17 protein-coding genes and 1 pseudogene are annotated in these 21,228 nt (G+C 70.7%); 2 read left to right on the forward strand and 16 right to left on the reverse strand.

Features of this window, described 5'->3' with window-relative positions; genetic code table 11:
• Positions 1–225: 225 nt before the first annotated feature.
• The 4 genes and pseudogenes from WME82_RS27145 to WME82_RS27160 all read right to left on the reverse strand — a co-directional run bounded on the left by WME82_RS27145 (position 226) and on the right by WME82_RS27160 (position 2,946).
• A complete protein-coding gene (locus WME82_RS27145) occupies positions 226–627 on the reverse strand; it encodes a group II truncated hemoglobin (protein ID WP_437739397.1) in 402 nt (133 codons plus the stop codon).
• A gap of 47 nt (positions 628–674) precedes the next feature.
• Positions 675–998, reverse strand: a complete 324-nt coding sequence (locus WME82_RS27150) for a hypothetical protein (RefSeq protein WP_438044937.1) — start codon at positions 996–998, stop codon at positions 675–677.
• Positions 914–2,212, reverse strand: a pseudogene (locus WME82_RS27155) (FAD-dependent monooxygenase); the annotation flags it as partial. The pseudogene WME82_RS27155 and the gene WME82_RS27150, both read right to left, overlap by 85 nt.
• An 86-nt stretch (positions 2,213–2,298) precedes the next feature.
• Positions 2,299–2,946 (reverse strand): TetR/AcrR family transcriptional regulator, encoded by a 648-nt coding sequence (locus WME82_RS27160; RefSeq protein WP_438037671.1) that lies wholly within the window; start codon positions 2,944–2,946, stop codon positions 2,299–2,301.
• A 376-nt stretch (positions 2,947–3,322) separates the two neighbouring features.
• Here WME82_RS27160 and WME82_RS27165 point away from each other — a divergent pair, with 376 nt between their 5' ends.
• Positions 3,323–4,918 carry a hypothetical protein gene (locus WME82_RS27165; protein WP_438037672.1) on the forward strand — a complete coding sequence of 532 codons (1,596 nt, stop codon included), beginning with the start codon at positions 3,323–3,325 and terminating at the stop codon, positions 4,916–4,918.
• Between the two features lie 136 nt (positions 4,919–5,054).
• On the opposite strand, the gene WME82_RS27170 is transcribed toward WME82_RS27165, so the two are convergent.
• The 3 genes from WME82_RS27170 to WME82_RS27180 form a co-directional block, all read right to left on the reverse strand.
• On the reverse strand, positions 5,055–5,612 hold the full coding sequence (locus WME82_RS27170) for a chlorite dismutase family protein (RefSeq protein WP_438037673.1): 558 nt from the start codon (positions 5,610–5,612) through the stop codon (positions 5,055–5,057).
• 213 nt (positions 5,613–5,825) lie between these two features.
• A complete protein-coding gene (locus WME82_RS27175) occupies positions 5,826–6,851 on the reverse strand; it encodes an S-adenosylmethionine:tRNA ribosyltransferase-isomerase (RefSeq protein WP_438037674.1) in 1,026 nt (341 codons plus the stop codon).
• The gene (locus tag WME82_RS27180; protein WP_438037675.1) at positions 6,848–7,660 is read right to left on the reverse strand and encodes an SDR family NAD(P)-dependent oxidoreductase; all 813 of its coding nucleotides are present in this window, start codon (positions 7,658–7,660) and stop codon (positions 6,848–6,850) included. Before WME82_RS27180 ends, WME82_RS27175 begins: the two co-directional genes overlap by 4 nt.
• Positions 7,661–7,750: 90 nt before the next feature.
• Between WME82_RS27180 and WME82_RS27185 the strand changes: the two genes are divergently transcribed.
• Positions 7,751–8,311: a helix-turn-helix domain-containing protein gene (locus WME82_RS27185; protein ID WP_437739404.1), complete on the forward strand. Its 561-nt coding sequence runs from the start codon at positions 7,751–7,753 to the stop codon at positions 8,309–8,311.
• Between the two features lie 36 nt (positions 8,312–8,347).
• Here the strand turns inward: WME82_RS27185 and WME82_RS27190 are convergent, their stop codons facing one another.
• The 9 genes from WME82_RS27190 to tssJ form a co-directional block, all read right to left on the reverse strand.
• The gene (locus WME82_RS27190; RefSeq protein ID WP_437739405.1) at positions 8,348–8,938 is read right to left on the reverse strand and encodes a TIGR00730 family Rossman fold protein; all 591 of its coding nucleotides are present in this window, start codon (positions 8,936–8,938) and stop codon (positions 8,348–8,350) included.
• A gap of 152 nt (positions 8,939–9,090) precedes the next feature.
• Positions 9,091–10,575 carry a type VI secretion system contractile sheath large subunit gene (gene tssC / locus WME82_RS27195; RefSeq protein WP_437739406.1) on the reverse strand — a complete coding sequence of 495 codons (1,485 nt, stop codon included), beginning with the start codon at positions 10,573–10,575 and terminating at the stop codon, positions 9,091–9,093.
• 3 nt (positions 10,576–10,578) lie between these two features.
• The gene (tssB, locus tag WME82_RS27200; protein ID WP_272093886.1) at positions 10,579–11,079 is read right to left on the reverse strand and encodes a type VI secretion system contractile sheath small subunit; all 501 of its coding nucleotides are present in this window, start codon (positions 11,077–11,079) and stop codon (positions 10,579–10,581) included.
• Between the two features lie 150 nt (positions 11,080–11,229).
• Complete coding sequence (gene tssA, locus WME82_RS27205) at positions 11,230–12,909, reverse strand: type VI secretion system protein TssA (RefSeq protein WP_438037676.1); 1,680 nt, start codon at positions 12,907–12,909, stop codon at positions 11,230–11,232.
• 164 nt (positions 12,910–13,073) lie between these two features.
• Positions 13,074–14,048 (reverse strand): type VI secretion system-associated protein TagF, encoded by a 975-nt coding sequence (gene tagF, locus WME82_RS27210; protein WP_437739408.1) that lies wholly within the window; start codon positions 14,046–14,048, stop codon positions 13,074–13,076.
• A 345-nt stretch (positions 14,049–14,393) separates the two neighbouring features.
• On the reverse strand, positions 14,394–18,110 hold the full coding sequence (tssM, locus tag WME82_RS27215; protein WP_438037677.1) for a type VI secretion system membrane subunit TssM: 3,717 nt from the start codon (positions 18,108–18,110) through the stop codon (positions 14,394–14,396).
• A gap of 41 nt (positions 18,111–18,151) precedes the next feature.
• Complete coding sequence (locus tag WME82_RS27220; protein WP_437274698.1) at positions 18,152–18,829, reverse strand: DotU family type IV/VI secretion system protein; 678 nt, start codon at positions 18,827–18,829, stop codon at positions 18,152–18,154.
• A 34-nt stretch (positions 18,830–18,863) separates the two neighbouring features.
• Complete coding sequence (gene tssK, locus WME82_RS27225; protein WP_437739410.1) at positions 18,864–20,225, reverse strand: type VI secretion system baseplate subunit TssK; 1,362 nt, start codon at positions 20,223–20,225, stop codon at positions 18,864–18,866.
• A gap of 172 nt (positions 20,226–20,397) precedes the next feature.
• Complete coding sequence (tssJ, locus tag WME82_RS27230; protein ID WP_438037678.1) at positions 20,398–21,189, reverse strand: type VI secretion system lipoprotein TssJ; 792 nt, start codon at positions 21,187–21,189, stop codon at positions 20,398–20,400.
• Positions 21,190–21,228 lie beyond the last annotated feature (39 nt).

Below are 21,228 nucleotides of genomic sequence, written 5' to 3' on the forward strand. Positions count from 1 at the left end.
CCGCGGCGTGGGCTTGGTCATCGGGTGCTCGTTCGGTTGGGACATCGTTCCCCGCACGGGTTCCAGGCGCCGCACGCCTGCCGTGGCGCCGCGGATTCCGCGGCGCTGGCGGCAGGCGTCTCGCGCGACCTCAGAGAGCGGACGACGTATCGTACGGAAAATCGGGGAGCGATGGGGGCGTTCAGACGCGCGCCCCCCGCGCGCCGCGCCGGCGGGCGCTTCCCGTCAGCCCGGACGGTTTCGCATGAAGTCCGCCACCTCGGCGAAGCGCTGGTCGAGGAAGGCGCGGAGCGGCGCGGGCACGTCGACATCGGCCATGGCCGCCCGCATGCAGCGCATCCAGGCGTCGCGCATCGCCACATCGACCGGGACGCGCGCGTGGCGCATCCGCAGCCGCGGGTGGCCGTGCGCGGCGATGTAGTCCTGCGGCCCGCCCAGCCAGCCGATCAGGAAGAGCGCGAATCGGTCGCGGCTCTCACGGGCGACCTGACCGCCCTCGTCGCAGACGTGGAGGCGCGCGAGCGCCGGCTCGTCGCGGCCCATGAGGTCGTAGAAGCGCTCGACGAGCCGGCGCACCGCCGGCTCGCCGCCCAGCAGATCGAAAGGGGTCTCGGACGGCTCGGCCATGGGCGATGCCCTCTACCGGATTTGCGCCGGCGCTGCACGCCGCTGGCTCAAGCCGCCGCGGAGCTGCCGCAGGCCGCGCCGAACCAGTTGGCGAGCGCGCGCCGCAGCCGGCGATGGGCGGAGGCCTCGGGCTCACCTGCCGCGGCCGCCCAGGCCACGTAGCCGTCGGGGCGAATCAGCAGCGCCTCCGCGGGGCGCGGCAGCGCAGCGCAGCGCGCGCTCACGACGCCACGCGATCGCCCCAGGGCGCAGCCACACCGCCGAACGCGGCGCCGCCGGTCAGGTCGAGCAGCACGCCCCTGGCCCCGTGCATGAGCTGCGCGACGCGCGTCTCCCCCTCCTGCGTGGTCAGCGGGACGTCCGGCGCCCAGCGCCCGAGCAGCGGATGCTGCTCGCCGGGCTCGGTCGACATCTCGTAACGGACGTCGACCGCGTCCAGCATCTCGACGACGTACCGCAGGCTCTGCTCGTGCTTGAGCAGCTCGCCGAGCAGCTCGCGCAGCGCCGCGACGCGCTCGTCCCGCATCATCAGCGCGCCCTGCGCCCGGGTGTGCATGATCACGCGCTTGCCCTCGGGGTGCCGCTCCGCGTGGTAGGTGTCGAGGAGCCCCGGCGGCGCCCAGCCGTGGACCTCCGCGGCCAGCTTCCAGCCGAGGTTGACCGCGTCCTGCAATCCGGTGGTGAGGCCTGGCCCGCCGGCGGGGAGATGGATGTGCGCCGCGTCGCCGACGAGCAGCACGCGACCGGCGCGGTACATCTCCGCCTGGCGGCTGGCGTCGGTGAACCGAGACAACCACCGCACCTCGCGGACGGGCAGATCCTCGCCGAGCGCCGCGCGAACGCTGGCCTGCAGCTCGTCGAGCGTCATCGGCGCGTCGCGGTCGAAGTCCGGCGGATACGGCTCCGACGTGACCACGCGAAACACGCCCGCTCCCAGGGGAACGAGGGCGATCCCGCCGAGCCCGAACCGAACGCGGCGACCGCCGGAGAGGACGAGGTGCCCGTCCTCCGTCGCGCCCTCGGCCAGCGTGACGTCGGCGAGGCGCAGGAGCCGAGAGGGCGGGAGTCCGGGAAAGCCGATCCCGGACAGCTTGCGCACGGCGCTGCGGCCGCCGTCACACCCCACAACGAAGCGCGCCCGAAGCGGGTAGTCGCCGTCCGGGCCTCGGACGGTGACCGTCGCGCCCTCCCCGTCCTGATCCAGCCCGATGAGCTCGTGACCTCGACGGACCTCCGTCGTCAGCTCGCGCGCACGCTCTTCCAGCAGCGCCTCGATGCGCGCCTGATGGATGCTCAGGAAGCGCCTGGAGACGCGCGCGTGGTCGCCGCCGAGGGCCAGCGGTATCCCGCCGAAGTGCACGAAGCGCGTCATTTCTGCGGCGCTCTGCTCCGCGCGGAAGCGCTCGAGGAGGCCCCTGTGATCGAGGATCTCCACGGCGCGCCCGCCGAGGCCGAGCGCCTTGGAGAGCCCGGTGGGCTCGGACAATCGCTCCAGCACGACGGGGCGCACGCCGGCCAGCCGCAGCTCGCAGGCCAGCATCAACCCGGTCGGACCGCCGCCCACGATGACGACATCGACGTTCATACGCGTTCTCCTTGTCGAGCAACGATCGATTGACAACGATGGTTCAGCGACGACCTGTGGGCGGCGACGGACGAACGAGGCTCACGTCACGTGGTCTCTCCGGTGCCCGCTTGGCCGCCCCATCCAGGCGTGGTCACGCCGTCCAGCACGAGGCTCACGGTCTGCTCGCCGAGGCGCGCGGCGAGCTCGAGATCACACGAGAGGCGCGCCCGGAAGTCCGAGAAGCGCGGCCCGAAGATGCCGATCCCGGCCAGCGCGCCCACGACGGTGCAATACAGGAGCTCGAACTCGCAGTCGCGCCGGAACACCCCGCTGGCTTGACCTCGCTCGTAGAGATCGCGCAGCTGCGACGGCAGCATCGCGAGCGTCGCGGGCGGCGCGGCCTGCCAGCCGCTCATCGCCTCGTGCATCGCGAGCGGCATGCACAGGGGGCGCGAGAGGAGCAGCCGGAAGAACATCGTGAACGCGTGCCAGAGACCCTCGCGCGGCTCGAGCGCCGCCGACGCCTCGAGCGCCGGCCGCCACCCCTCCATGAGGCCGGACCACTGGTCCTCGAGGACCGCGCGGTAGAGGCCCTCCTTGCTCCCGAAGTGATGGTAAATCATGCGCTCGTTGACCCCGGCGCGCCCCACGATGGCGTGCACGCGGGCCCCGTCAGGCCCATGCCGCGCGAACTCCTCGGCGGCGGCGTCGAGGAGCGCCCGCCGCGTCTCTTTTTTCCCGTCTCCCGGCATCAGGTAAATGTTTATTTACTCATGAACGAGCGGCGGTCAAGGGCGCGCACTGGCCGCGTCCCCCTCGCGTGGTGAAAACAGGGCGCCCGGCGCGAGCTCTCGCACCTCGGGCGTCGGCGGTCGACCCGCGCTGGGTTCATGCCTCCCGGGCGGCTGGGTCCTCTTCCGCTGTGGCCCGATGTGGGCGCAACCGGCCGCCCTTCAGAGCGGCGCGCCTGACGCGGAGCTCGGCGCCGCGGCCAAGGCGCGATTGGGCCGCGGGCGGTGCCGGACGTTACCGACTCTAATCGCAAGAGAAAGCCGGCGATTCCTTGTGCCTTTTGCTGTAGGCTCCGCCTCAGGTCAGGTCTGGCCCCTGGCCAATGTGCTTGTTGGCATGAACCAGAAAACGACGTTCTTCCCTGCGTTGGTGCTCGCGGCGGGCGCGCTCACGGTGAACGTGACCGGCTGCGAGCTCATCGTCGCCGTCGATCGCAGCCAGATCTCCGACACGGGCGGTGCTGGCGGCGCCGGCGGAGCCGGTGGCTCCGGCGGCGGCACGACGACGAGCAGCAGCGCCAGCTCGTCGTCAGACACCGGCGGCTCGGATGGCACCGGCGGCATGGGCGGCTCCGGCGGCTCCGGCGGCGCGGGCGGCACCGGCGGCTCAATGACGTGCGCCGGCGGCGCGACACCGTGCGACACGATCGGCGACTGCCCGACCCCGGCCACGGAGTGCGTGAAGGCCACGTGCGAAGCACGGTGCTGCGGCACGACCAGCGTGCCCGACGGCACCGCCACGATGGCGGGCCAGGAGGCGGGTGACTGCAAGCAGCAGGTCTGCGATGGCGACGGTGGCACGACGTCGATCCGCGACGACACCGACAAGCCGGCCGACGACGAATGCAACGTCGGCACGTGCCCGGGCGGCTCTCCGGGCAGCGCACCGAAGACCGCTGGCACGAGCTGCACCACCGGCGGCAAGGTCTGCGACGGCAACGGCGCCTGCGTCGGCTGCCTCGCGGACACCCACTGCACCGCGCCCCAGGTCTGCGATCCGATGGGCACGCACACGTGCGTGGACGTGTCTTGCACCGACGGCGCGCTGAACGGCGGCGAGACCGACGTCGACTGCGGCGGCATCGACGCCGGCTCCGGCTGCGCGCCCTGCGCCGACGACCTGGAGTGCGCGCTCGATTCGGACTGCGCGAGCGGCTACTGCAACACGGCCGGCCTGTGCGCGACGCCCAGCTGCATGGACACCGACAAGAACGGCAACGAGACCGACGTCGACTGCGGCGGCGCGTCCTTCCAGGGCGCTCCGGCCTGCAACAGGTGCGGTGTCGGGAAGACGTGTGGCGTCGCGGACGACTGCACCACGGGCTTCTGCAGCGGCGGCACCTGCACGGCCAAGCCGGACGGCGCGCCCTGCGTGACCAACGCCGAGTGCTCCAGCGCGCGCTGCGTTGACGGCGTCTGTTGCAACACGGCGTGCACCGGCGCCTGCCAGGCGTGCTCCGCGGCCAAGAAACTCCGCGGCGTCGACGGCGCCTGCGGCTACATCGCGGCCGGCGGCGATCCGGACGACGAGTGCCCGGACACGGGCGCGGCGTCGTGCGGGACCAACGGGTTCTGCGACGGTGCGGGCGCCTGCCAGCGCTACGCAGCGGGCACGGAGGTGCCGTCCGGGCAGACGCCGGGCGATTGCCAGAGGCGCGTGTGCAACGGCGCCGGCAGCCCCACGACGGACGATGACGTCACCGATCTCCCGGTGTCAGCGACCGTCTGCTTGACGGACCCCGCGTGCACGGGCACGCCGGCCACGCCGAACTTCTCGATGGCGCCGGCGGGCACCGACTGCACCGCAGACGGCCTGCCTGGCAAGACGGTGTGCGGCAGCGGGCTCGCGGCTGGCACGTGCGTCGAGTGCAACGACGACTCGAGCTGCACCTCGCCGGCCACGTGCAACACGACGACGCACGCCTGCGAGTGATTGCGACAGCGTGGAGAGCGCCCGGGGCAACCTGGGCGCCCTCTTCGTTCTGTCGGCGTGCTCGGGTTGCAGCAGATCTCGAGTCGAGGCGAGAACGCTCGCAAAGACGGGTCGGCCGTCGCGGGCCGACTCCGTACTATGCGCGCGACAACCGCACCTCGATCTCCCGCTCCACGTAGGACCACTCCTCCGTCTCGCGCAGCCTGCCCACGAGCTCGTCGAAGGCGCCGGCGTCGCCCTCGGCGAACTCGAACCAGGTCAGGAAGTCGAACGGGCCGCCGAGATCCCGGCTGTGGTAGAGCCGCCTCGCCACGGCCGGCAGGTACTCCAGCCCGATCTTGATATGGCGCGATCTCGCCTCGAAGATGGCCCGCCGCTCGTCCTGCGCGAGCGCCCACCACGCCTTCGATTTCCTGAGCGGGATCAGCGCCGCCTGCGTGCTCGACGCCCGGCCCAGGTCCTCCTGGACGGCGACGAGGCGCTTTCTCTCCTCGAGCTCGACGTAGCGCTCGTTGCTCCTCACGCCGTTCAGGACCCAGGCCGCTCCCGGCGGCGCGACGAAGCTGCTCCCCTCGACGCGCTGCAGCCGCGGCGCCGCGGGCATCTCCTCGCCTCGCACCAGGACCGTCCTCTCGACCCGCCACTCCCCGGCGGAACCTGCAACGAAACTGACCCGAACCGGATTTCCTTCCATGGATGGCTCCGAGGCGACTGCAACGCCGGACGAATCCCACCGACCCCCGACGTCGGGGCGGCCCTACCACACGCCCTCTGGTCACGAGAGTGCCCGGGAAGGCGGCTGCGCTCGGGCTCGCCGCGCCGGCCGAGCCCGACACGCAACACGGTTGATGATGTGCGGACAGCGGTTTCGCCGTGGTTTCCGCGCGATGATTTTCCGTCGCCCGCGTCAGCTCAGGACAAGATAGGAGTCGCCGAACTCGTGACAGAGATACCCTGCCTCCTCCGCATAGGAGTTCGCGCGGTGGAGCAGCGAGGCAGGCGCGAAGGCCTCGAGGAGCCGGAAGTGGCTCTCTGTCGGATCGTGCACGCCGGTCAAGAGCCCGTCGACCACCCTCGGCCGGAAGCCGGGGTGGAGCACCAGATCGGTGACGCCCGGGCCTGCCTGGAGCTCACCCCCGTGCTGGGCAGCGCAGCCCTCGAGCGCGCGCGTCACCGTCGTGCCGACCGCGATGACGCGGCGACCGCGCGCCTTGGCCTCGCGCACCGCCGCCACCGTCTCTTCCGGGATGTCGAAGCGCTCCGGCAAGGGCAGCAGGGCGTCGAGGGCCGGCTCGCCCGTCGACGAGATCCCGGCGGCGTGCGTGAGCGAGGCGACGCGCACGCCGCGGCGGATCAGCTCGAGCAGCAGCCCCCAGACGAGCGGCCGGCCGGCCGAGGGGAGCTCGGCGCAGAGAGGCCGGCTCGCGTAGCGCGTCTGCGTGTGCCAGATCGCGAGCGGGGCCGCGACGTAGGCATACTGGATCGGGCGCCCCCGCCGGTAGAGCGCCGACCAGAGCGGCGCGCCCCGCTCGCGAAAGGCGATCTCGACGAGGCGCGGCGAGGCAGGGGACACGCGCTCGACCGTGGCCGACAGGTCCTCTCCGAACGTCACCGCGTCCCCCGGGCCGAGGGCGGGCGGCGCCGGGCGCTCCTCGGTGCGCGTGCGAAAGGAGCCGGCGCCGAACAGCAGGGCCGAGTAGCGCCCCTCGGACAGCTCGCCGATGAGGCGCACCTCGACCGCCGCGCCGCGCTCGGTCGCGCCGTGGAGCGACGCCGGCAGCGTGGCGCCGTCGTTGACGACCAGGAGATCGCCCGGCTCGAGGAGCGCGGGCAGATCCGCGATGCGCGCGTCGCGCAGGCGCCCCGCTCGCGGGTCCACGTGGAGGAGCCGCTCCTCGAGCGGGTTCTCGCGGGGCCATGTGGCGGGGCTCATGGCGCCTCCTGCAGGCGCGCGGCCTCGAGGCGCGCGCCGCTCGGCACCTCGCCGGCGCGGCCGACGAGCGCGACGATGCGCCTCGCCACGTCGGCTGGATCGGCCAGCGTGCTCGGGTCGGCGTCGGGGATGGCCTCCGCGTGCATCCGGGTGTTCATCTCGCCCGGATCCACCGCGTAGAACGCGACGCCCGTCCCCTCGAGCTCGGCGGCCCAGGTGCGGCTCAGGTGATCGAGCGCCGCCTTCGAGGCGCCGTAAGCGCCCCACCGCGGATAGGCGTTCACCGCCGCGTCCGAGCTGATGTGGACGACGACCCCGCGCCGCCGCAGCGCCATCGCGCCGGCGACCACCTTCGTCAGGCGGAACGGGCCGACCACGTTGACCTCGAGCACGCGCCCGAGATCCTCGCACTCCGTGTCGAGCAGGATCGGCAGCGGCGTCTTGCCGAGCGTGCTCGCGTTGTGGATGAGCAGGTCGATCGGCCCGATCAGCGCCGCCGCCGCGCCTGCGATCGCGTGCGTCTGGCCCTTGTCCCCGATGTCCGCCGCGAGCGCGTGCGCCTCCCCGCCCTGCGCGGCGATCTCGGCCGCGACGGCCTCGAGCGGCCCGCGCTCGCGCGCCACGAGGACCACCTTCGCGCCCTGCCGGGCGAGCTCCCTGGCGAGCGCGGCGCCGAGCCCGCGGCTCGCCCCGGTGACCAGCGCCGCCCGCGGCGCGAACCGCTCGCCCCGCGCGGCGCGGGGGAGCGACGGGTGGGAGCTCGCTTCGGCCTGGATCAGCGCCTCGCTTCCGGTCGATTCGTCGTTCATGGTGCCTTCCTCCTCGACACCAGCCTAATCCGCGCGGGTTCTCGCGTTGGAGCGGGCTCCAATATCCTGGAAGAGTGCTACTCTCCGGGCATGGACCAGGACGCGGAGCTCGCGGGGCGGCTAGCGAAGAACATCAAGCAGCTGCGCGAGGCGCGCGGGCTGACGCAGCAGCAGCTGGCCAAGCTCGCCGGCGTGCCGCGGGCGACCTGGGCGCACCTCGAGTCCGGCGCGGCGAACCCGACGCTCGGCGTGCTGCACCGGGCCGCCGCCGCGCTCCAGGTCTCCATCGAGGAGATGCTCTCCGCGCCCCGCGCCACGTGCCAGCTCTACGCGCGGGACACGCTCCCCACGCGCTCTCCCGGGCAGGCGCTCGTCCGCAAGCTCCTGCCGGACCCGATCCCGGGCATGGAGATGGATCGCATCGCGATCCCCCCGGGCGGGCGGATGACGGGCGTCCCGCACACCCCCGGCACCCGCGAGTACCTGACGTGCGAGTCGGGGGAGCTCCAGCTCGTGGTCAGCGGAGAGCGGTTCACGCTCGGCTCCGGCGACGTCGCCGTGTTCCGCGGCGATCAGCGCCACTCGTACAACAACCCCGGCAAGCAGCCGGCGGTCGGCTACTCGGTCGTGGTCCTCGCGCGCGTGCTCTGAAGGGGCAGCGGCGCGCATCCCACGGCGCCGCGGCGCCTACCGCTCGCCGGGCGTCATCCACTTGTGCTCGGCGCGCGGGTACCATGCGGCGAGCAGCTCCAGCAGGGCCGCCGCATCGTCGGCCACCTGCAGCACGGCGCGGTGGGCCGGCTTCATGAACTGCTCGGCCACGACGTGATCCAGAAACGTGATCAGCGGGCGGTAATACCCCGCCACATTGAGCAGCCCGACCGGCTTCTCCTGAGAGCCGAGCTGCGTCCATGTCCACACCTCGAACAGCTCCTCCAGCGTCCCGACGCCCCCCGGCAGGGCGATGAAGGCGTCCGCGAGGGCGGCCATCTCCGCCTTGCGCTGGTGCATCGTCTCGACCACGCGGAGCTCGGTCAGCCCGCGGTGCTCGATCTCCCGCTGGTTGAGGAAGTGCGGGATGACGCCGATCACCTCACCGCCGCGCGCGAGCACCGCGTCGGCGACCGCGCCCATGAGCCCGACGCGGCCCCCCCCGTACACGAGCCCGATCCCTCTCGCCGCGAGGAGCTCACCGAGCCGCACGGCCGCCTCGCGGTAGGCCGGCGACGCGCCGGGGTTCGACCCGCAGTAAACGCAGATCCTGGAGAGCGTTCTCATGGGCCCGAGCCTACGCCGGCAGGCGAGCTCGTCCAAGCGGGAGCGGTGGGCCGGCGCGCCGTGGAGGGTAGCCTTCCCCCCGGCGGCGCGCCCTGGCACCCCCGCGCCGCGGCCTGGCACCCCCGCATGGCGGCGGCGCCGTGGCCGGCGGGTCACTCCTTGTCGAGCTTGCCGACGAGGCTCAGCGTGAAGAAGGCGCCCATGTACTTGAAGTGCGGGCGCACCTGCATGTCGACCTTGTACCAGCCGGCGTTCCCCGGCACCTCGGTCACGATGATCCTCGCCTTGCGGAGCGGCCTGCGCCCGCGGGTCGCCGCGGAGACCACGTCCTGATCGGCGACGTACTGGCCGATCCAGTCGTTGAGCTCCTTCTCGAGATCGCCGCGCTCCTTCCACGTACCGATCTGCTCGCGCTGCAGCACCTTCAGGTAGTGCGCGATGCGGCACATGATGAACATGTACGGCAGCTGCGTGCCGAGCCGGTAGTTCATCTCGGCCGCCCTGCCCTCGTCGCTCTGCCCGAAGAACTTCGCCTTCTGGGCGGAGTTGGCCGAGAAGAAGCAGGCGTTGTCCGAGTCCTTGCGGAACGTGAGCCCGATGAAGCCCTCCTCGGAGAGCTCGAACTCGCGCCGCTCGGTGAGCATGATCTCGGTCGGCACCTTCGTCTGGATCTCGCCCATCGCCTCGTACTGGTGAAGCGGCAGGTTCTCCACGGAGCCGCCCGCCTGGGGGCCGATGATGTTCGGACACCAGCGGTACTTGGCGAAGCTGTCGGCGAGCCGGGTGGCGAAGGCGTACGTCGCGTTGCCCCAGCAGTACGCGTCGTGCTTGCCGACCACGTCCTCCTCGTAGTTGAACGCCTTCACCGGGACGGTGTTCGCGCCGAAGGGCAGGCGGAGCAGGAAGCGCGGCATCACGAGCCCGACGTAGCGCGCGTCCTCGGTCTCGCGGAACGCGTTCCACTTCGTGTACTGCGGCCCCTCGAAGAGCGCCTTGAGGTCCTTCAGGTTGGGCAGCCCCTGGAAGTCCTTCAGGCCGAAGAACTGCGGCCCGGCCGCCGCGATGAAGGGCGCGTGCGACATCGTCGCGACCGCGGCGCACTTCTGGAGGAGCGCGATGTCCTGGGGGCCCGGGCCGAACTCGTAGTTCGCGATGATCGCGCCGACCGGCTTGCCGCCGAACTGCCCGAACTCGGCCGAGTAGACGATCTTGTAGAGGCCGCTCTTCGGCACCTCGGGGGCGTCCTCGAAATCGGCGAGGAGGTCCTCCTTGGAGCAGTTGAGCATCTCGACCTTGACGTTCTCGCGGAAGTCACACCGGTCGATGACGAACTTGAGGCCGCGCCACGCGGACTCGAGCTTCTGGAAGCTCGGGTCGTGGAGGATCTCGTCGATCTGCCGCGACAGCTTGACGTCGATCTCCGCGATCAGCGCGTCGACGAAGGCCTTGTCGACCTTCTCGCCCTCGCGCCGCGGGGCGACGAGCTCCGAGATGAAGGCCTGCACGCCCCGCTTGGCGATCTCGTACCCCTCGTCGCCGGGCGTCATCTTCGTCTCGGCGAGGATCTCGTCGAGCAGCGACCCCCCCTCGAGGGTCTGGACGCCCGCGCTCCCCGCGGCCTGTGTCTCCGTCGCCATCGCTCACTCCCCTTCCTTGTCGAGCCCGAGCTCGCTCACGATCTTGTTGCGCTGAGCCGGGTCGCTCAGGATCTGCTGAATCTTGTTGCGGAACGCCTTCTCGTTTCCGAGCGGGCCCTTGAGGGCCGTCAGCGCGGCGCGCAGGTCGAGCAGCTTCTTGAGCTCCGGCACCTGGTTCGCGATCGCCTCGGGCTCCATGTCGCTCAGCCGGCGGAACTTGAGGTTGACCGTGAGCTCGCTGTTCTCCTGCTCGGACAGGACGTCCTTCACGTTGAAGGTGAGCGCGAGCTTCTGCTCGCTCATGACCTTCTGGAAGTTGTCCTTGTCCACGTTGATGGGCTTGCGGTCCTCGAGGGGCCGCGGATCCGGCCGCTGCGTGTAGTCGCCGAGCATCAGGAGCTTCAGCGGCAGCTCGACGTCCTCCTTCGCGTTCCCGGTGGCCGGCTTGTACGTGATGTTCACGCGCTCTTTCGGCGCGACCGATCCCTCTTTCGATCCGCTCATCGTAGGCTCCTTTCCCCGTCAGCAGCGGGCGGAGCGCCCGCAGGCCGAACGAGCATAGAACAAAACCCCCGCCCCTCGGGCAAGCTTCTCGGCGCGACGTGCATCCCCGTCTTTGCCACGCTGCCCACCCTGGCCACCCTGGCCATCCGCTTACTCCCCCAGCGACATCTTCAAGGCGAGCGCCGCGTCGAGCTGGCAGACGCGCTCGAAGCAGAGCGTCTCCTTCGCCTTGGCCTCGGGGGTCGCCTCGTAGCCCTGGTTCAGGACCCGGTAGCACGTGTGGAGCGCGGCGTAGAGCTCCGCGCAGAGATCCGGCTGCCAGGTGGTGAGTCGGTGGTGGTCGACGAGGTGCTCCAGCGCCTCGAGCTGCGCCCGCGCCACGAGGAACTGGGACAGCTCGATGTTGATCTGGGCCATCGCGAGCCTCACGCGGAAGCGGTCCAGCGCCGTCGGAGCCGCGGCGGCGGCCTTCTCGAGGAGCGCCATCGCGTCGATGGGCTGCTGGTTCGCGACGAGCCCTCGGGCCTCGGAGAGCGGCTTGTCGAGGTAGCTCCGCGGCCTCGCCGGCGCTGCGGCGCCGCTCGCACCCGAGCCGCCGAGCGCGGCCGCGACCTCGGACGAGAGCCAGGCCTGCGTCTCGCCGTCGGCGAACGGCGTGCCGTCGCTGAATTTGAGGGTCGGCAGGAGCGGCGCGCGGAGCAGCAGGGCGCCCACCTCGACGAGCACCGCCCGCTTGGCGTCGGCGTAGTCGTCGCCGAGCTGATCGAGCGCGTTCGCGACGTACCTGTGCGGATCGAGCCAGAGAGGGTAGCTCTGCGCGTACTCGTCGGCGACCTGCAGCAGATCGGCGAACGCCCCCTGGGTCGTGAGCGCCGGGAGCGTCTGCAGCACGTGCTCGGGCGGCGGCGGGATCGCCGTGCTGCCCGTCGGAGACGACGCGCCCGGATCGTCGAGGAGGTCGACCCAGAGCCCGACCCGGAGGATGCGGTACGCGGACGCCCGCTTCGGATCCGCCGCCCGCAGCGCGTCGCCCGCGCGCGCCATCAGGGGCGAGCACTTGCCGAGGGCGGCGAGCGCGGAGTCTTCGTCGACGATCGCCTCGAGGCTGAGCGCCGGATCGCCCGCGGCGGCGACGGGCGCGGGCGCGGGCGGCGGCGCGGCGGCCGCTGCCGTGGCCGCCGGCGGCGCCTCGGTCTTCGGCGGCTCGACCCGCGGAGGAGGAGGCGGCGGGGGCGGCGGCGGAGGAGGCGGGGGCGGCGCCTCCGCGGGCAGGCTCGCGACGAGGCTGCGCATCGCGTTCCTGAGCGGGCCGAGCCCTCCGTACGCGTCGCCGAGCTTGTCGGCGAGGTCGACGTCCAGGGCGCGGCTCACCTGGTCGATGGCGTTCACCAGGTCGCGGTCCGCGGCGGTGACGGTGATGCCGGTGAGCGTCCCTGCCGCGAGGTCTCCGAACCAGGCGCACAGGTTGCCGCGCGCCTTGGGCCGCTTGATCGCGGGATACATGGTGTCCCAGAACGCGTTGTTCAGCTCTTGCACGAGCACGAGCCCGTCGAGCAGACCGGGCAGCTTGTCGATCTGCGACTTCGCCGCCGCGTAGTAGAGCGCGACGCGGAAGTCCTTGGACTTCTCGCTCAGGAGCTCATCGGCGACGCTCGCGATGCGCCCCCAGTCGACCTTGCCGCCCGCGAGCGACTGCAGCTTGTCGACCTCGTTCTTGAGGCCCTCGAACGCCTCGTCGTAGGTGACGTCGGCGCCGACGCCGCCGTTGATGGGCGCGTACAGCGCCTCGATCCGCTCTTTGGATTGTTGGATGGCGTCTTCAGCGGCCATGGGGCGCGCAGGATATCAAGGCGTCCTGGGTGTGGACGGCGAATCAGACGACGACTGCACGACGACCGCACGACGGCTGCACGGCGACTTCGGCGGTGAGCCGGGCGGCGCACCGGAGCGGCCGCGCGCGGGGTGGAGCGGGTGCCTTCGGCTCGGGCATCGGCTCAGCCGAGGGCTTCCAGGAAGCTGTCGAGCGACAGGTCGGTCCGGGCGACGAGCGCGTCGAGCTCTGGTCCGAGCGCATGTCGGGAAACGTGCTCCTCGACGCGAGGGGGTCCGCAGAGGTCGGCGATGTGCTCGGCCTGGGTGGTGGGCGCGATCATCTCGCGGAACGAGCCCACGTGGGGGGTACCGAGGTGGAGGAGCAGGGTGTGCTGTGGTGTCCAGAACGCGTTCATCACCGTGCGTCCCCATTTCGAAAGGCGGCGGGTCATGTCCATCCACACGGCGGCGGCGTAGGCGTCTCCTGCGCCGAGCGGCAGCCTGAGGGCGAGCCCTGTCCTCGGGAGCTCCTGACCGCGGAATGGGATCACCGAGTCGAGGATGTTCTGCAGCACCCAGAAGCGGCTCGCGTCGGTGCCGAAGCCAGCGTCCCAGAGCGCCTTCATCGGCTGGGTCTTCAGCCATGCGCGGTAGGCGGCGTGCGCCGCGTCGGGGTCGTCGAGCGACGGCGGCGTGATCTGGGAGACGCGGTGGAGGAAGGCGTCGACGGGCAGGGTCCTGCCGTTCGTCGCGGCGTCGTGGGCGGCGGCGAGGAGGGGGAACAGGGTGATGGGGAGCGACGGCCCGGCGGAGACGAGTTGATCGTAATCGTAGGACCCGAACACCACCATCGGGTAGAGCCGCCCGGCGTTATCGCCGCTGGCGGCCCAGGCGCCCACGAGCCCGCGGGTGGGCGGCTCGTCGCCTTTCGGTTCGCCGTGGAAGACGAAGAGGCCCAGGGCCGTCTGGTAGTGCGCATCGAAATGGGCGCCCATGGCGCGCCGGGCGAAATCGATGGACGCGCCCAGCCAGCGGTCGAAGGCCGCGAGCTCTTCTCCACCTGCGTTCAGCCGGATGAAATCGCCCGTGGCGGGCAGCTTGCCGAAGCAGCCGATCTGCGGCGGAGCGGCAGGGCCCTTCTTGCGGCGCCAGAACATGACTGCTGGGAGTGAACCACGAACCGCTCACCGAGCGCTACCACCTTCCCGGTTGCGCCAGGAACGTGCGAGCGCCCCCCGAACGACGTCATCAAGGTTCCTCGCCCCCCTCTCTCCCCCCCTTTCACAAAGAGCCAGCGGGGGAGGGGGTGTCGTGCGGGGGGCCGGCGGGGTAGGGCCCCGCGAACCCGAGCGCCGGCCCGCACCGGAGCCGGTCGCGCACGGTCTCGGCCCCCCCGTTCACACGGCAACAGCCCCCCAAAAGGCGCGAGTTCGCGGGAGGGGCCCCCGCCGGCCCCCCGCACGACGCCCCCTCCCCCGCTGGCTCCGTTGCTGCTGCCTACCTCACCCTTTGCCGAAGCGATCGCCGATGCTGGCAGGGCAGTTGGTCGCCCGGAAGAAGCTCGTCGGGAACGGGTGGTTCCCCCGGGTCGGCCTGATCTCCATGGTCACGGTCACCGGCGGCGCCGTCATCTGCCAGGTCACCGTGAACAGCTCGTCGTTGTCCTTCTGGGCGGTGGTCGTCCCGGCCTCGAAGAGCCGGAAGATCCCCCACGGCCCTTCGCGCACGAGCTCCTCGTCGAGCCCCCCCGCGCCGCGCACCTGGATCCTCGCCCCCTTCGCGCCTTCGCCCGGCCAGTTGAAGGTGTGCCAGAACTCTTTCTCGTTGCGATAGAGCCTCTTCTGGCCGTCGACCTCGAAGACCACCTCGCTCACGATCGGGCTGACCGTCTTCATGTTGATGTGGAAGACGACCTTCGGATCCGCCCCGCCGCTGCTCCCGAAGAGCGCGTCGGAGATCTCGTTCGAGCGCCTCAGGCAGTTGTACAGGTTCGCGCTGAACGGCGTGAACGGCTTCGCCGCCTGCGGCTGCCCCGACAGGTGCGCCTTCGGGAAGAACTCGTGCCCGACCTGGTAGTGGAAGCCCTTGAGGTACGTCTCGTAAAAGCCCCAGAGCACCCCGTCCTTCGGCTTGAAGAAGGCCATCGCGTCCTCGAGCGACGCGTCGCGCGACGACGCGAGGTTGAACGGGTAGCGGTCCTTGATCTTGTCGCGGTAGTGCGGCCAGACCTCGACCTCCCAGATCCCGCTCGCCGCGCCGCCTGCGCGCCGCACGACGGCCTTGTACGCCTGCCGGAGGGGGTTCATGAGGAGCGGCTCCATCAGCCGCTGCCCGTTCTGGTCCATCGAGAGAAGCAGCCCCTGGGTCTCCTTCACCGCGTCCTGGAACGCCTCCGTGGCCTTCGAGGTGTCCGCGTCCGGCGGCCCGTCCTCGACGACGCTCATCTCCCCTGCCAGCCGCTCGAGGTGGCCCACGTACTGGCCGAGCTTGGGCGGGGGCGGCGGGGGCTGCCCTTCACCTGCCGGCGGCTGGGGCACCCCGAAGCTGGCCATCGACTCGAACTTGTCAGGCACCGGATCGTAGTGCTCGCGCTGGTTCCCCGTGAGCATCGAGTCGATCCGCACGCCCGTCCGCTGGTCGACCTTCTGCGCGATCATGTCCTTGGCCCTGTCGAGCAGGCCGCCGTCCGCCGTCAACAGGCTCGGCTTCTCGTCCTTCCCGAACTGCGTCTCGTCCGAGAGCCGCTGGAGCAGCCGCCGGTAGGGCCAGTCGGGCGTGGAGAGCACCCTGAACTCGTGGATCGCGTCCCGGTTCGTCCTCGGGACGTCGACCTGGATGTCGCGGAAGAACGCCTCCCACTGCGCGATGTACGCGTTGTCGTAGTCCTGCCGGACGCGGTCGAGCTCCTTCTGGATCTGGTCGCCCTGCCGCTTCTCGTCGCTCGACAGGGGGAGCACCCAGAGCTCGCGCTCGAGCTTCTTCCTCCCCTCCTTCAGCGACTCGAGCACCTGCGCGTGCCCCTTGGCCGTGTAGGGCCCCTGCACCTCGAACCACGTCCCGCCCCGGTTCTTCTGCGCGCTGTGGACGACGGTCAGCACCTCGGGCCGATCCGCGAACATCTCGTTGAGCGACACCGGCGGGTACTTCAGGTTCTCCGGCGTGTTCGGCCCCGACTCGTCGTACTTCTGATCGATCAGGCTCGTTACAAACTGATCGTAGTAGCGCTTCGTCGGGTCGACCCGCAGCAGGTCGGCGCGCGCCCGGGCGATGAGCGGCTCGTTCAGCTCCTCGGCCTCGAGCTTCTTCCGCCGCACGAGGTCGATGTAGTACGCGACGTGCGGCGTGAGCCGCTCCTTGAGCTCGCTCTCGGGCAGATCGGTGAACGGCTTCAGGGTGTCGGCCCAGACCTGGACGAGCCGCCCGGTCTGCCACCGCGCCGCCTGCTCATCCATGTGGCCCTGGTACTCCTTGCCGAGAAGGAGGTAGCTCCGCAGGGCGTTGTAGCCGTCCAGGAACTCCCCCTCGCGCACCTTCTCGAGCTTCGCCTCGAGCTGCGCCTTCGCAGGGCTGACGAAGCCCTGCTTCAAGCTCATGATGTACTGGCCCATCGTCGGCGGGAACAGCTTGTCCCCCTGGAACATGAACCAGCCGTACTCGATCGGCGTGTTCTCGACGTAACCGTCGAGCCGCCCCACGTGCTCCTGCAGCCGATCGAGCTTGTCGATGTTCGCGCGCACGTTCGGCGGCGTGCCGCTCCGCCCGGACCAGTCCACGAACGCGATCTCGTCCGAGATGCGCCGGGTCTCGGCGACGAGCCCCTTGTTGTTGAAGTACGAGATCACCGCCGGCAGGAGGAACAGGAGCGCCACGAGCGCCGCGGCCGCGGCCACCAGGATCCGCTGCATCCGCCGCCGCCGGAGCTCCGCCTCGGAGCGCGCGGCGAGGTCCTGATCCGGGAAGACGACGTTGGTGAAGACGTCGTGCAGGAAGAAGCTCTTCGACTCCTTCGGGACCGTCGCGTCCTCCTCGCCCTCGCCGAGCCCCGCGCGGAGCCCGAACGCGCGCCCCATCGCCCCGACCACGCGGTCGAGCGGTCGCCCCTCCTGGACGCCGCTCGTGAAGTAGAACCCGCGCAGGATCGGCGTGGGCGCCGCGCCCGCCTTGGGCGCGAACGCCGCCGCGATGAAGTCCGACAGGTTGCGCTTCACGGCCGCGAACTCGAGCGGGAACTGGTAGCTCTTCTCCTTCACCTCGCGGTTGCGCTCGCCGATGAGCCGCTTCGTGAGGCGCGCGTGGAGCTTCTCGACGAGCACGTCGAACTCGCGATCGAAGATCTTCCCGGGCTCGTCCTTGTTCTCGTCGAGCCGCACGGTGGCGCCCCACGCCTGGGCGCGCTCGCTCTTCTTCAGGTCGCCGAAGTACTCGGTGAAGCCCGCCACCAGGTCGCTCTTCGTGAAGAGCACGTAGACCGGCAGGACCATGTGCAGCGTCTGCTGCATCTCGTCGATGCGCGCGCGGATCTTCTTGCCGGTTTGATCGATCTGCTCGTCGCTCGCGTCGAGCAGATCGCTCAGGCTCACCGCGACGATGACGCCGTTCAGCGGCTTGTGCTCGCGGTGCTGCAGCAGGGTCTCGAGGAACGCCATCCACTCGTCGTGGTCGTCGCTCTCGGTCGTGTACCGGCCGGCGGTGTCGAGGAGGATCGCCTCGTTCGTGAACCACCACTCGCAGTTCCTGGTGCCGCCGACGCCGCGCACGCCGGTGCGCTCGGGGTCGATGTACGGGAACACGAGCCCGGAGTGCCGGAGGGCGGTGGTCTTGCCTGCCCCGGGCGGGCCGACCATCACGTACCAGGGGAGGACGTAGAGCGCGTCGGCGCCCCGCTTGCCCCCGCCGAGCTTCGATGCCTTGAGCGCGGCGATGCCCTCCTGCATCTGCCGGTTGAGCTCCTGGATCTCCGCGCGCCGCTCCGGCTTCGCGTTGATCACCTGCTCCTGCGCCTGCTGCGCGATCGCCTTCTCGAGCGCCCGCGCGGCGCGCGCCGCGCGGATGCGCCGATAGACCGCCAGCCCGACGAGCAGGGCGAGGACGACCGCCGTCGCCACGAGCGGGATCTCGATCGGGAACGCCTCGGCCCCCTCCCCTGCCGCCGGGCGCAGCATGAACCACACTCCCCACACGGCGGTGAGGAACAGGGCGCTCAGGATCCACAGCCACATCGGAAGTCTCCCTCGGGAACAGCAGAGGACGGCGGAGTCGCCTAGGTCCCCGTGCTGATCAGCTTCTTGATCTGGTCGGCCACGCCCTCCGCGTCCGAGGCCACGACGAGCCGGAGCACGATGACCACGAGGACGGCCAGCACGAGCAGCCCGAGCGCGATGGCCAGGTAGGGCAGCTCGCGGCGCACCGCGTTCGCCCCGCCGTCCTTGCGCTCCGCGTTCGGCGCGAGGGCCTCACCGCCGCCCTCGGCGACAGCGACGTGGTTGCCCACGCCCTCGATGACGGCGCCGAGGCCCTCCTGCTGGCGCAGACGATATTTCCCCTGGAAGCCGAGGGCCAAGCAGAGGAAGTAGATTTGCGCGACGTGGTTCCTTCCGCGCTGGCCGTAGAGGTTGTCGAGGTTCGTGAAGAACCCGTCGCCGGCCGTGTTCAGCTGGAAGAACTGGAACTGCAGCGGGTTCTGGAGCCACTGCGTCCTCCCCGGCCAGTTCGAGTTGAAGATCACCTCGTCGGCGAAGGCCGCGAGCGCGAACTTCGCGTCGATCATGTCCTGCTCGGGGATGCGCGCCTCCCGGCCGTTCTGCATCATCGTGTCGAACAGGCCGAGGACGCGCCGCTGGAGGATGTCGGGCGCCGGGAGGTCGCGCGAGTTCCTGAGCTGCAGGATCAGCGAGAGCACGTCGGAGCACACAAAGTACATCGTCTGCGAGAGGCTCATGGGCTCCTCACCCGGAAGGGGCGGCCTGACACGTTCACTTTCCTGCCGGGACGGCGATCAGCCGGAGATCGACCTTTTGCGGTTCGATCGGCTGGTAGATAGCGATCGTGCCAGAGCCGAGGATATCGTTCCAGTAATCGCCGTTCTGGTTGACGCGGAGGTAGACGAGCCCCGGCTTGACCGGGATGGCGCCCGGCGGCCGGTACTCGATGGCGACGTTCACGCCGGGCGTCGCGGAGTGCAGGATGTGGCCGATCTGCGTCCACGAGCCGATCTTGAGCAGGCGCGGGAGCCGCTCGCGCAGCGTGCCCTCGTCCGTGCCCTTCGCCTCGAGGAACATCTCGTGGCTCCGGGGCAGCTTCGGGTCCTCGAACCTGCCGAGGTACATGCCGTCCTCGCGCTTCTCGAGCGGCACGATGACGAACTGCTCCGTGACAACCTCGTTGATGAGCTTCCAGGCCCGGTCGAACATCGGGTCGAGGACGCCATCGAGCTCGAGGTAGTTGAACTTGGGGATCGTCGTCGGATCGCTGTCGGTGGCCGCAAAGGTGCAGAGCTCTCCGATGAGCGAGCCGAGGACGACATAACACTGCTCCGGGTGCGCGCCGCCGTGGTCGACGAGGTGCGACACGATCGGGATGTACGAGTTCAGGGTGTGGAGCAGCCAGAACTTGGTGAGGTCGGAGGCCTGGAAGTCGACCGACGCCGCGTTGCGCATGCGCCGCCCCTCGACGAGCGACTTCTGCTTGCCGACGAGCGCCGAGAGCACGCGGCGGAGGCCGGACATGATGTGGTCCGACGTGTTGATGCGAAGGACCGACGGGATGAAGCTCTTCCGCAGGGCGATCGCGCCGGAGCTGTCGCGGACGAGCTGCGCGATGCGCACGGTCTGGTACGCGTCGCGCGGCTCGGTCCCGAAGAGGAGCCGCAGGTTGGTGCGGGCCCAGGTGACCGACTGCTCGTTGCGGCCGGAGTTCACGTCCGGGACCGTCGTCTGGGCGGCCACGAACCGCTGGGCGGGGCCCGCCTTCGCCGGGTCCAGGCTGATGTTCGCGGCGGTCTCGCGCAGGTTCGGGATGCCGAGGAAGACGTCGAGCGTCTTCAACGCGGCCGGGAAGGCGCCCTCGAGCGGCCGCGCCTCGACCTGATCTTCGCCGCGATCGCCGATGAAGAACGGCGTGCCGTCGGGGAAGACGCCGTGGCATTTGACCACCTTGAACTGCCCGGCGGAGAGCGCGCGCTCATCGAACTGGGCGGACGTGATGCCCCAGTCGTAGCCCACGACGGCATGGAGGCGCGCATGGAGCAGCGTCTCGTGGTAGGCGTCCGTTTGCTGCAGGTGCTGAGGGGTCATGAAGAGCCCCTCGGTCCAGACCGGCTTGCGCGGGTGAATCATGTCGCCCGTCCAGTCTTACCAGATGTGCCGTGCGCGGCGTCGCGAAAGCGGGTCAGGCGCGGGGAGCGCCGACGCTGCGCTGCGCGCATCGGGCCGCTCGTCGTCGCCGAGGGCGGCGCGGTCACGTCGCGTGGACTGCCGCTGGGAGGACGACCTGCGCGCGCCACGGCGATCACTTCCCCGGGCGAGCGGGCGCCTCTGGCGCGGCCACCTTCTTCGGCAGGCTGAGCCGGCGAACTGCGCTCGCGTTGGGGAACATCGACTCGTCGAACTCGACCCCGTTGTCGATCTTGGTCGAGTCGATGAAGAACGCGACCCGCGGATCGGCCACGGGCGGACCTGCGTCGGACTCGCGGCCGCCGCACTGCGCCTCTCCGGGCGGGAGCGGGAACTCGTAGAAGGTCTTCCAGCTGTTGCCCTTCGGGCTGTGGAACAGGGCGGCGCCGACGAGGTGGCTCGCGTCGGGCAGGCGCTCGAACTTCACCTCGACGAGGTCGTTCGGGAAGACCTCGACCTCGTCGACCTTGGCGAGGTCGTCCTCGAGCGTCTCCTTGTCCTTGAGGAGGATCTGGTCGTATGTCGCGTTCTCCATGCGCGCGCTGCTCTTCAGCTGGTAGAGCCGCACGACCACGGGCCGCGGGTTCCCGTTCTCGTTGGGGTTGATGTTGTCGGACGCGTAGATCGAGAGCGTCACGATCTGGACGTCGCACGGCTCGGGGGCCGCGGGCGGCGGCGCGGCGGACGTGCAGCCCGAGAGCGCGGCGGGCAGCGCGGCGCCGAGGAAGGCGGCGAGGGTCGCCGCGGCGATGGCCGCCGCGACCTTCGCCCGGGCCGCCCCGCGGAGGAGCGACGCCGGCCGACGTCGAGGCCCCGGCTGGCGCGCCGAGCCCTCCCCTGCGGGGGAGGGCGAACGGGGCTCCCCGATCCACATCGAACGCTGTAGGAGCTTGGCGAACGGGACCATGCTCCGCCCAATTTATGCGGAGTCTCGTGGCCAGTACAA

The sequence above is a fragment of the Sorangium sp. So ce128 genome (assembly GCF_051525245.1).
GTDB classification, from domain to species: Bacteria; Myxococcota_A; Polyangia; order Polyangiales; family Polyangiaceae; genus Sorangium; species Sorangium cellulosum_B.

What these genes read in the sequence shown, in the direction of transcription:
- WME82_RS27170 (WP_438037673.1), bottom strand. Translation starts at nt 5,612, where the DNA reads ATGGAAGGAAATCCGGTTCGGGTCAGTTTCGTTGCAGGTTCCGCCGGG.
- tssA (WP_438037676.1), bottom strand. Translation starts at nt 12,909, where the DNA reads ATGGCCGCTGAAGACGCCATCCAACAATCCAAAGAGCGGATCGAGGCG.
- WME82_RS27180 (WP_438037675.1), bottom strand. Translation starts at nt 7,660, where the DNA reads ATGAACGACGAATCGACCGGAAGCGAGGCGCTGATCCAGGCCGAAGCG.
- WME82_RS27145 (WP_437739397.1), bottom strand. Translation starts at nt 627, where the DNA reads ATGGCCGAGCCGTCCGAGACCCCTTTCGATCTGCTGGGCGGCGAGCCG.
- WME82_RS27175 (WP_438037674.1), bottom strand. Translation starts at nt 6,851, where the DNA reads ATGAGCCCCGCCACATGGCCCCGCGAGAACCCGCTCGAGGAGCGGCTC.
- tssM (WP_438037677.1), bottom strand. Translation starts at nt 18,110, where the DNA reads ATGTGGCTGTGGATCCTGAGCGCCCTGTTCCTCACCGCCGTGTGGGGA.
- WME82_RS27190 (WP_437739405.1), bottom strand. Translation starts at nt 8,938, where the DNA reads ATGAGAACGCTCTCCAGGATCTGCGTTTACTGCGGGTCGAACCCCGGC.
- tssB (WP_272093886.1), bottom strand. Translation starts at nt 11,079, where the DNA reads ATGAGCGGATCGAAAGAGGGATCGGTCGCGCCGAAAGAGCGCGTGAAC.
- WME82_RS27165 (WP_438037672.1), top strand. Translation starts at nt 3,323, where the DNA reads ATGAACCAGAAAACGACGTTCTTCCCTGCGTTGGTGCTCGCGGCGGGC.
- tssK (WP_437739410.1), bottom strand. Translation starts at nt 20,225, where the DNA reads ATGATTCACCCGCGCAAGCCGGTCTGGACCGAGGGGCTCTTCATGACC.
- tagF (WP_437739408.1), bottom strand. Translation starts at nt 14,048, where the DNA reads ATGTTCTGGCGCCGCAAGAAGGGCCCTGCCGCTCCGCCGCAGATCGGC.
- tssC (WP_437739406.1), bottom strand. Translation starts at nt 10,575, where the DNA reads ATGGCGACGGAGACACAGGCCGCGGGGAGCGCGGGCGTCCAGACCCTC.
- WME82_RS27185 (WP_437739404.1), top strand. Translation starts at nt 7,751, where the DNA reads ATGGACCAGGACGCGGAGCTCGCGGGGCGGCTAGCGAAGAACATCAAG.
- tssJ (WP_438037678.1), bottom strand. Translation starts at nt 21,189, where the DNA reads ATGGTCCCGTTCGCCAAGCTCCTACAGCGTTCGATGTGGATCGGGGAG.
- WME82_RS27160 (WP_438037671.1), bottom strand. Translation starts at nt 2,946, where the DNA reads ATGCCGGGAGACGGGAAAAAAGAGACGCGGCGGGCGCTCCTCGACGCC.
- WME82_RS27220 (WP_437274698.1), bottom strand. Translation starts at nt 18,829, where the DNA reads ATGAGCCTCTCGCAGACGATGTACTTTGTGTGCTCCGACGTGCTCTCG.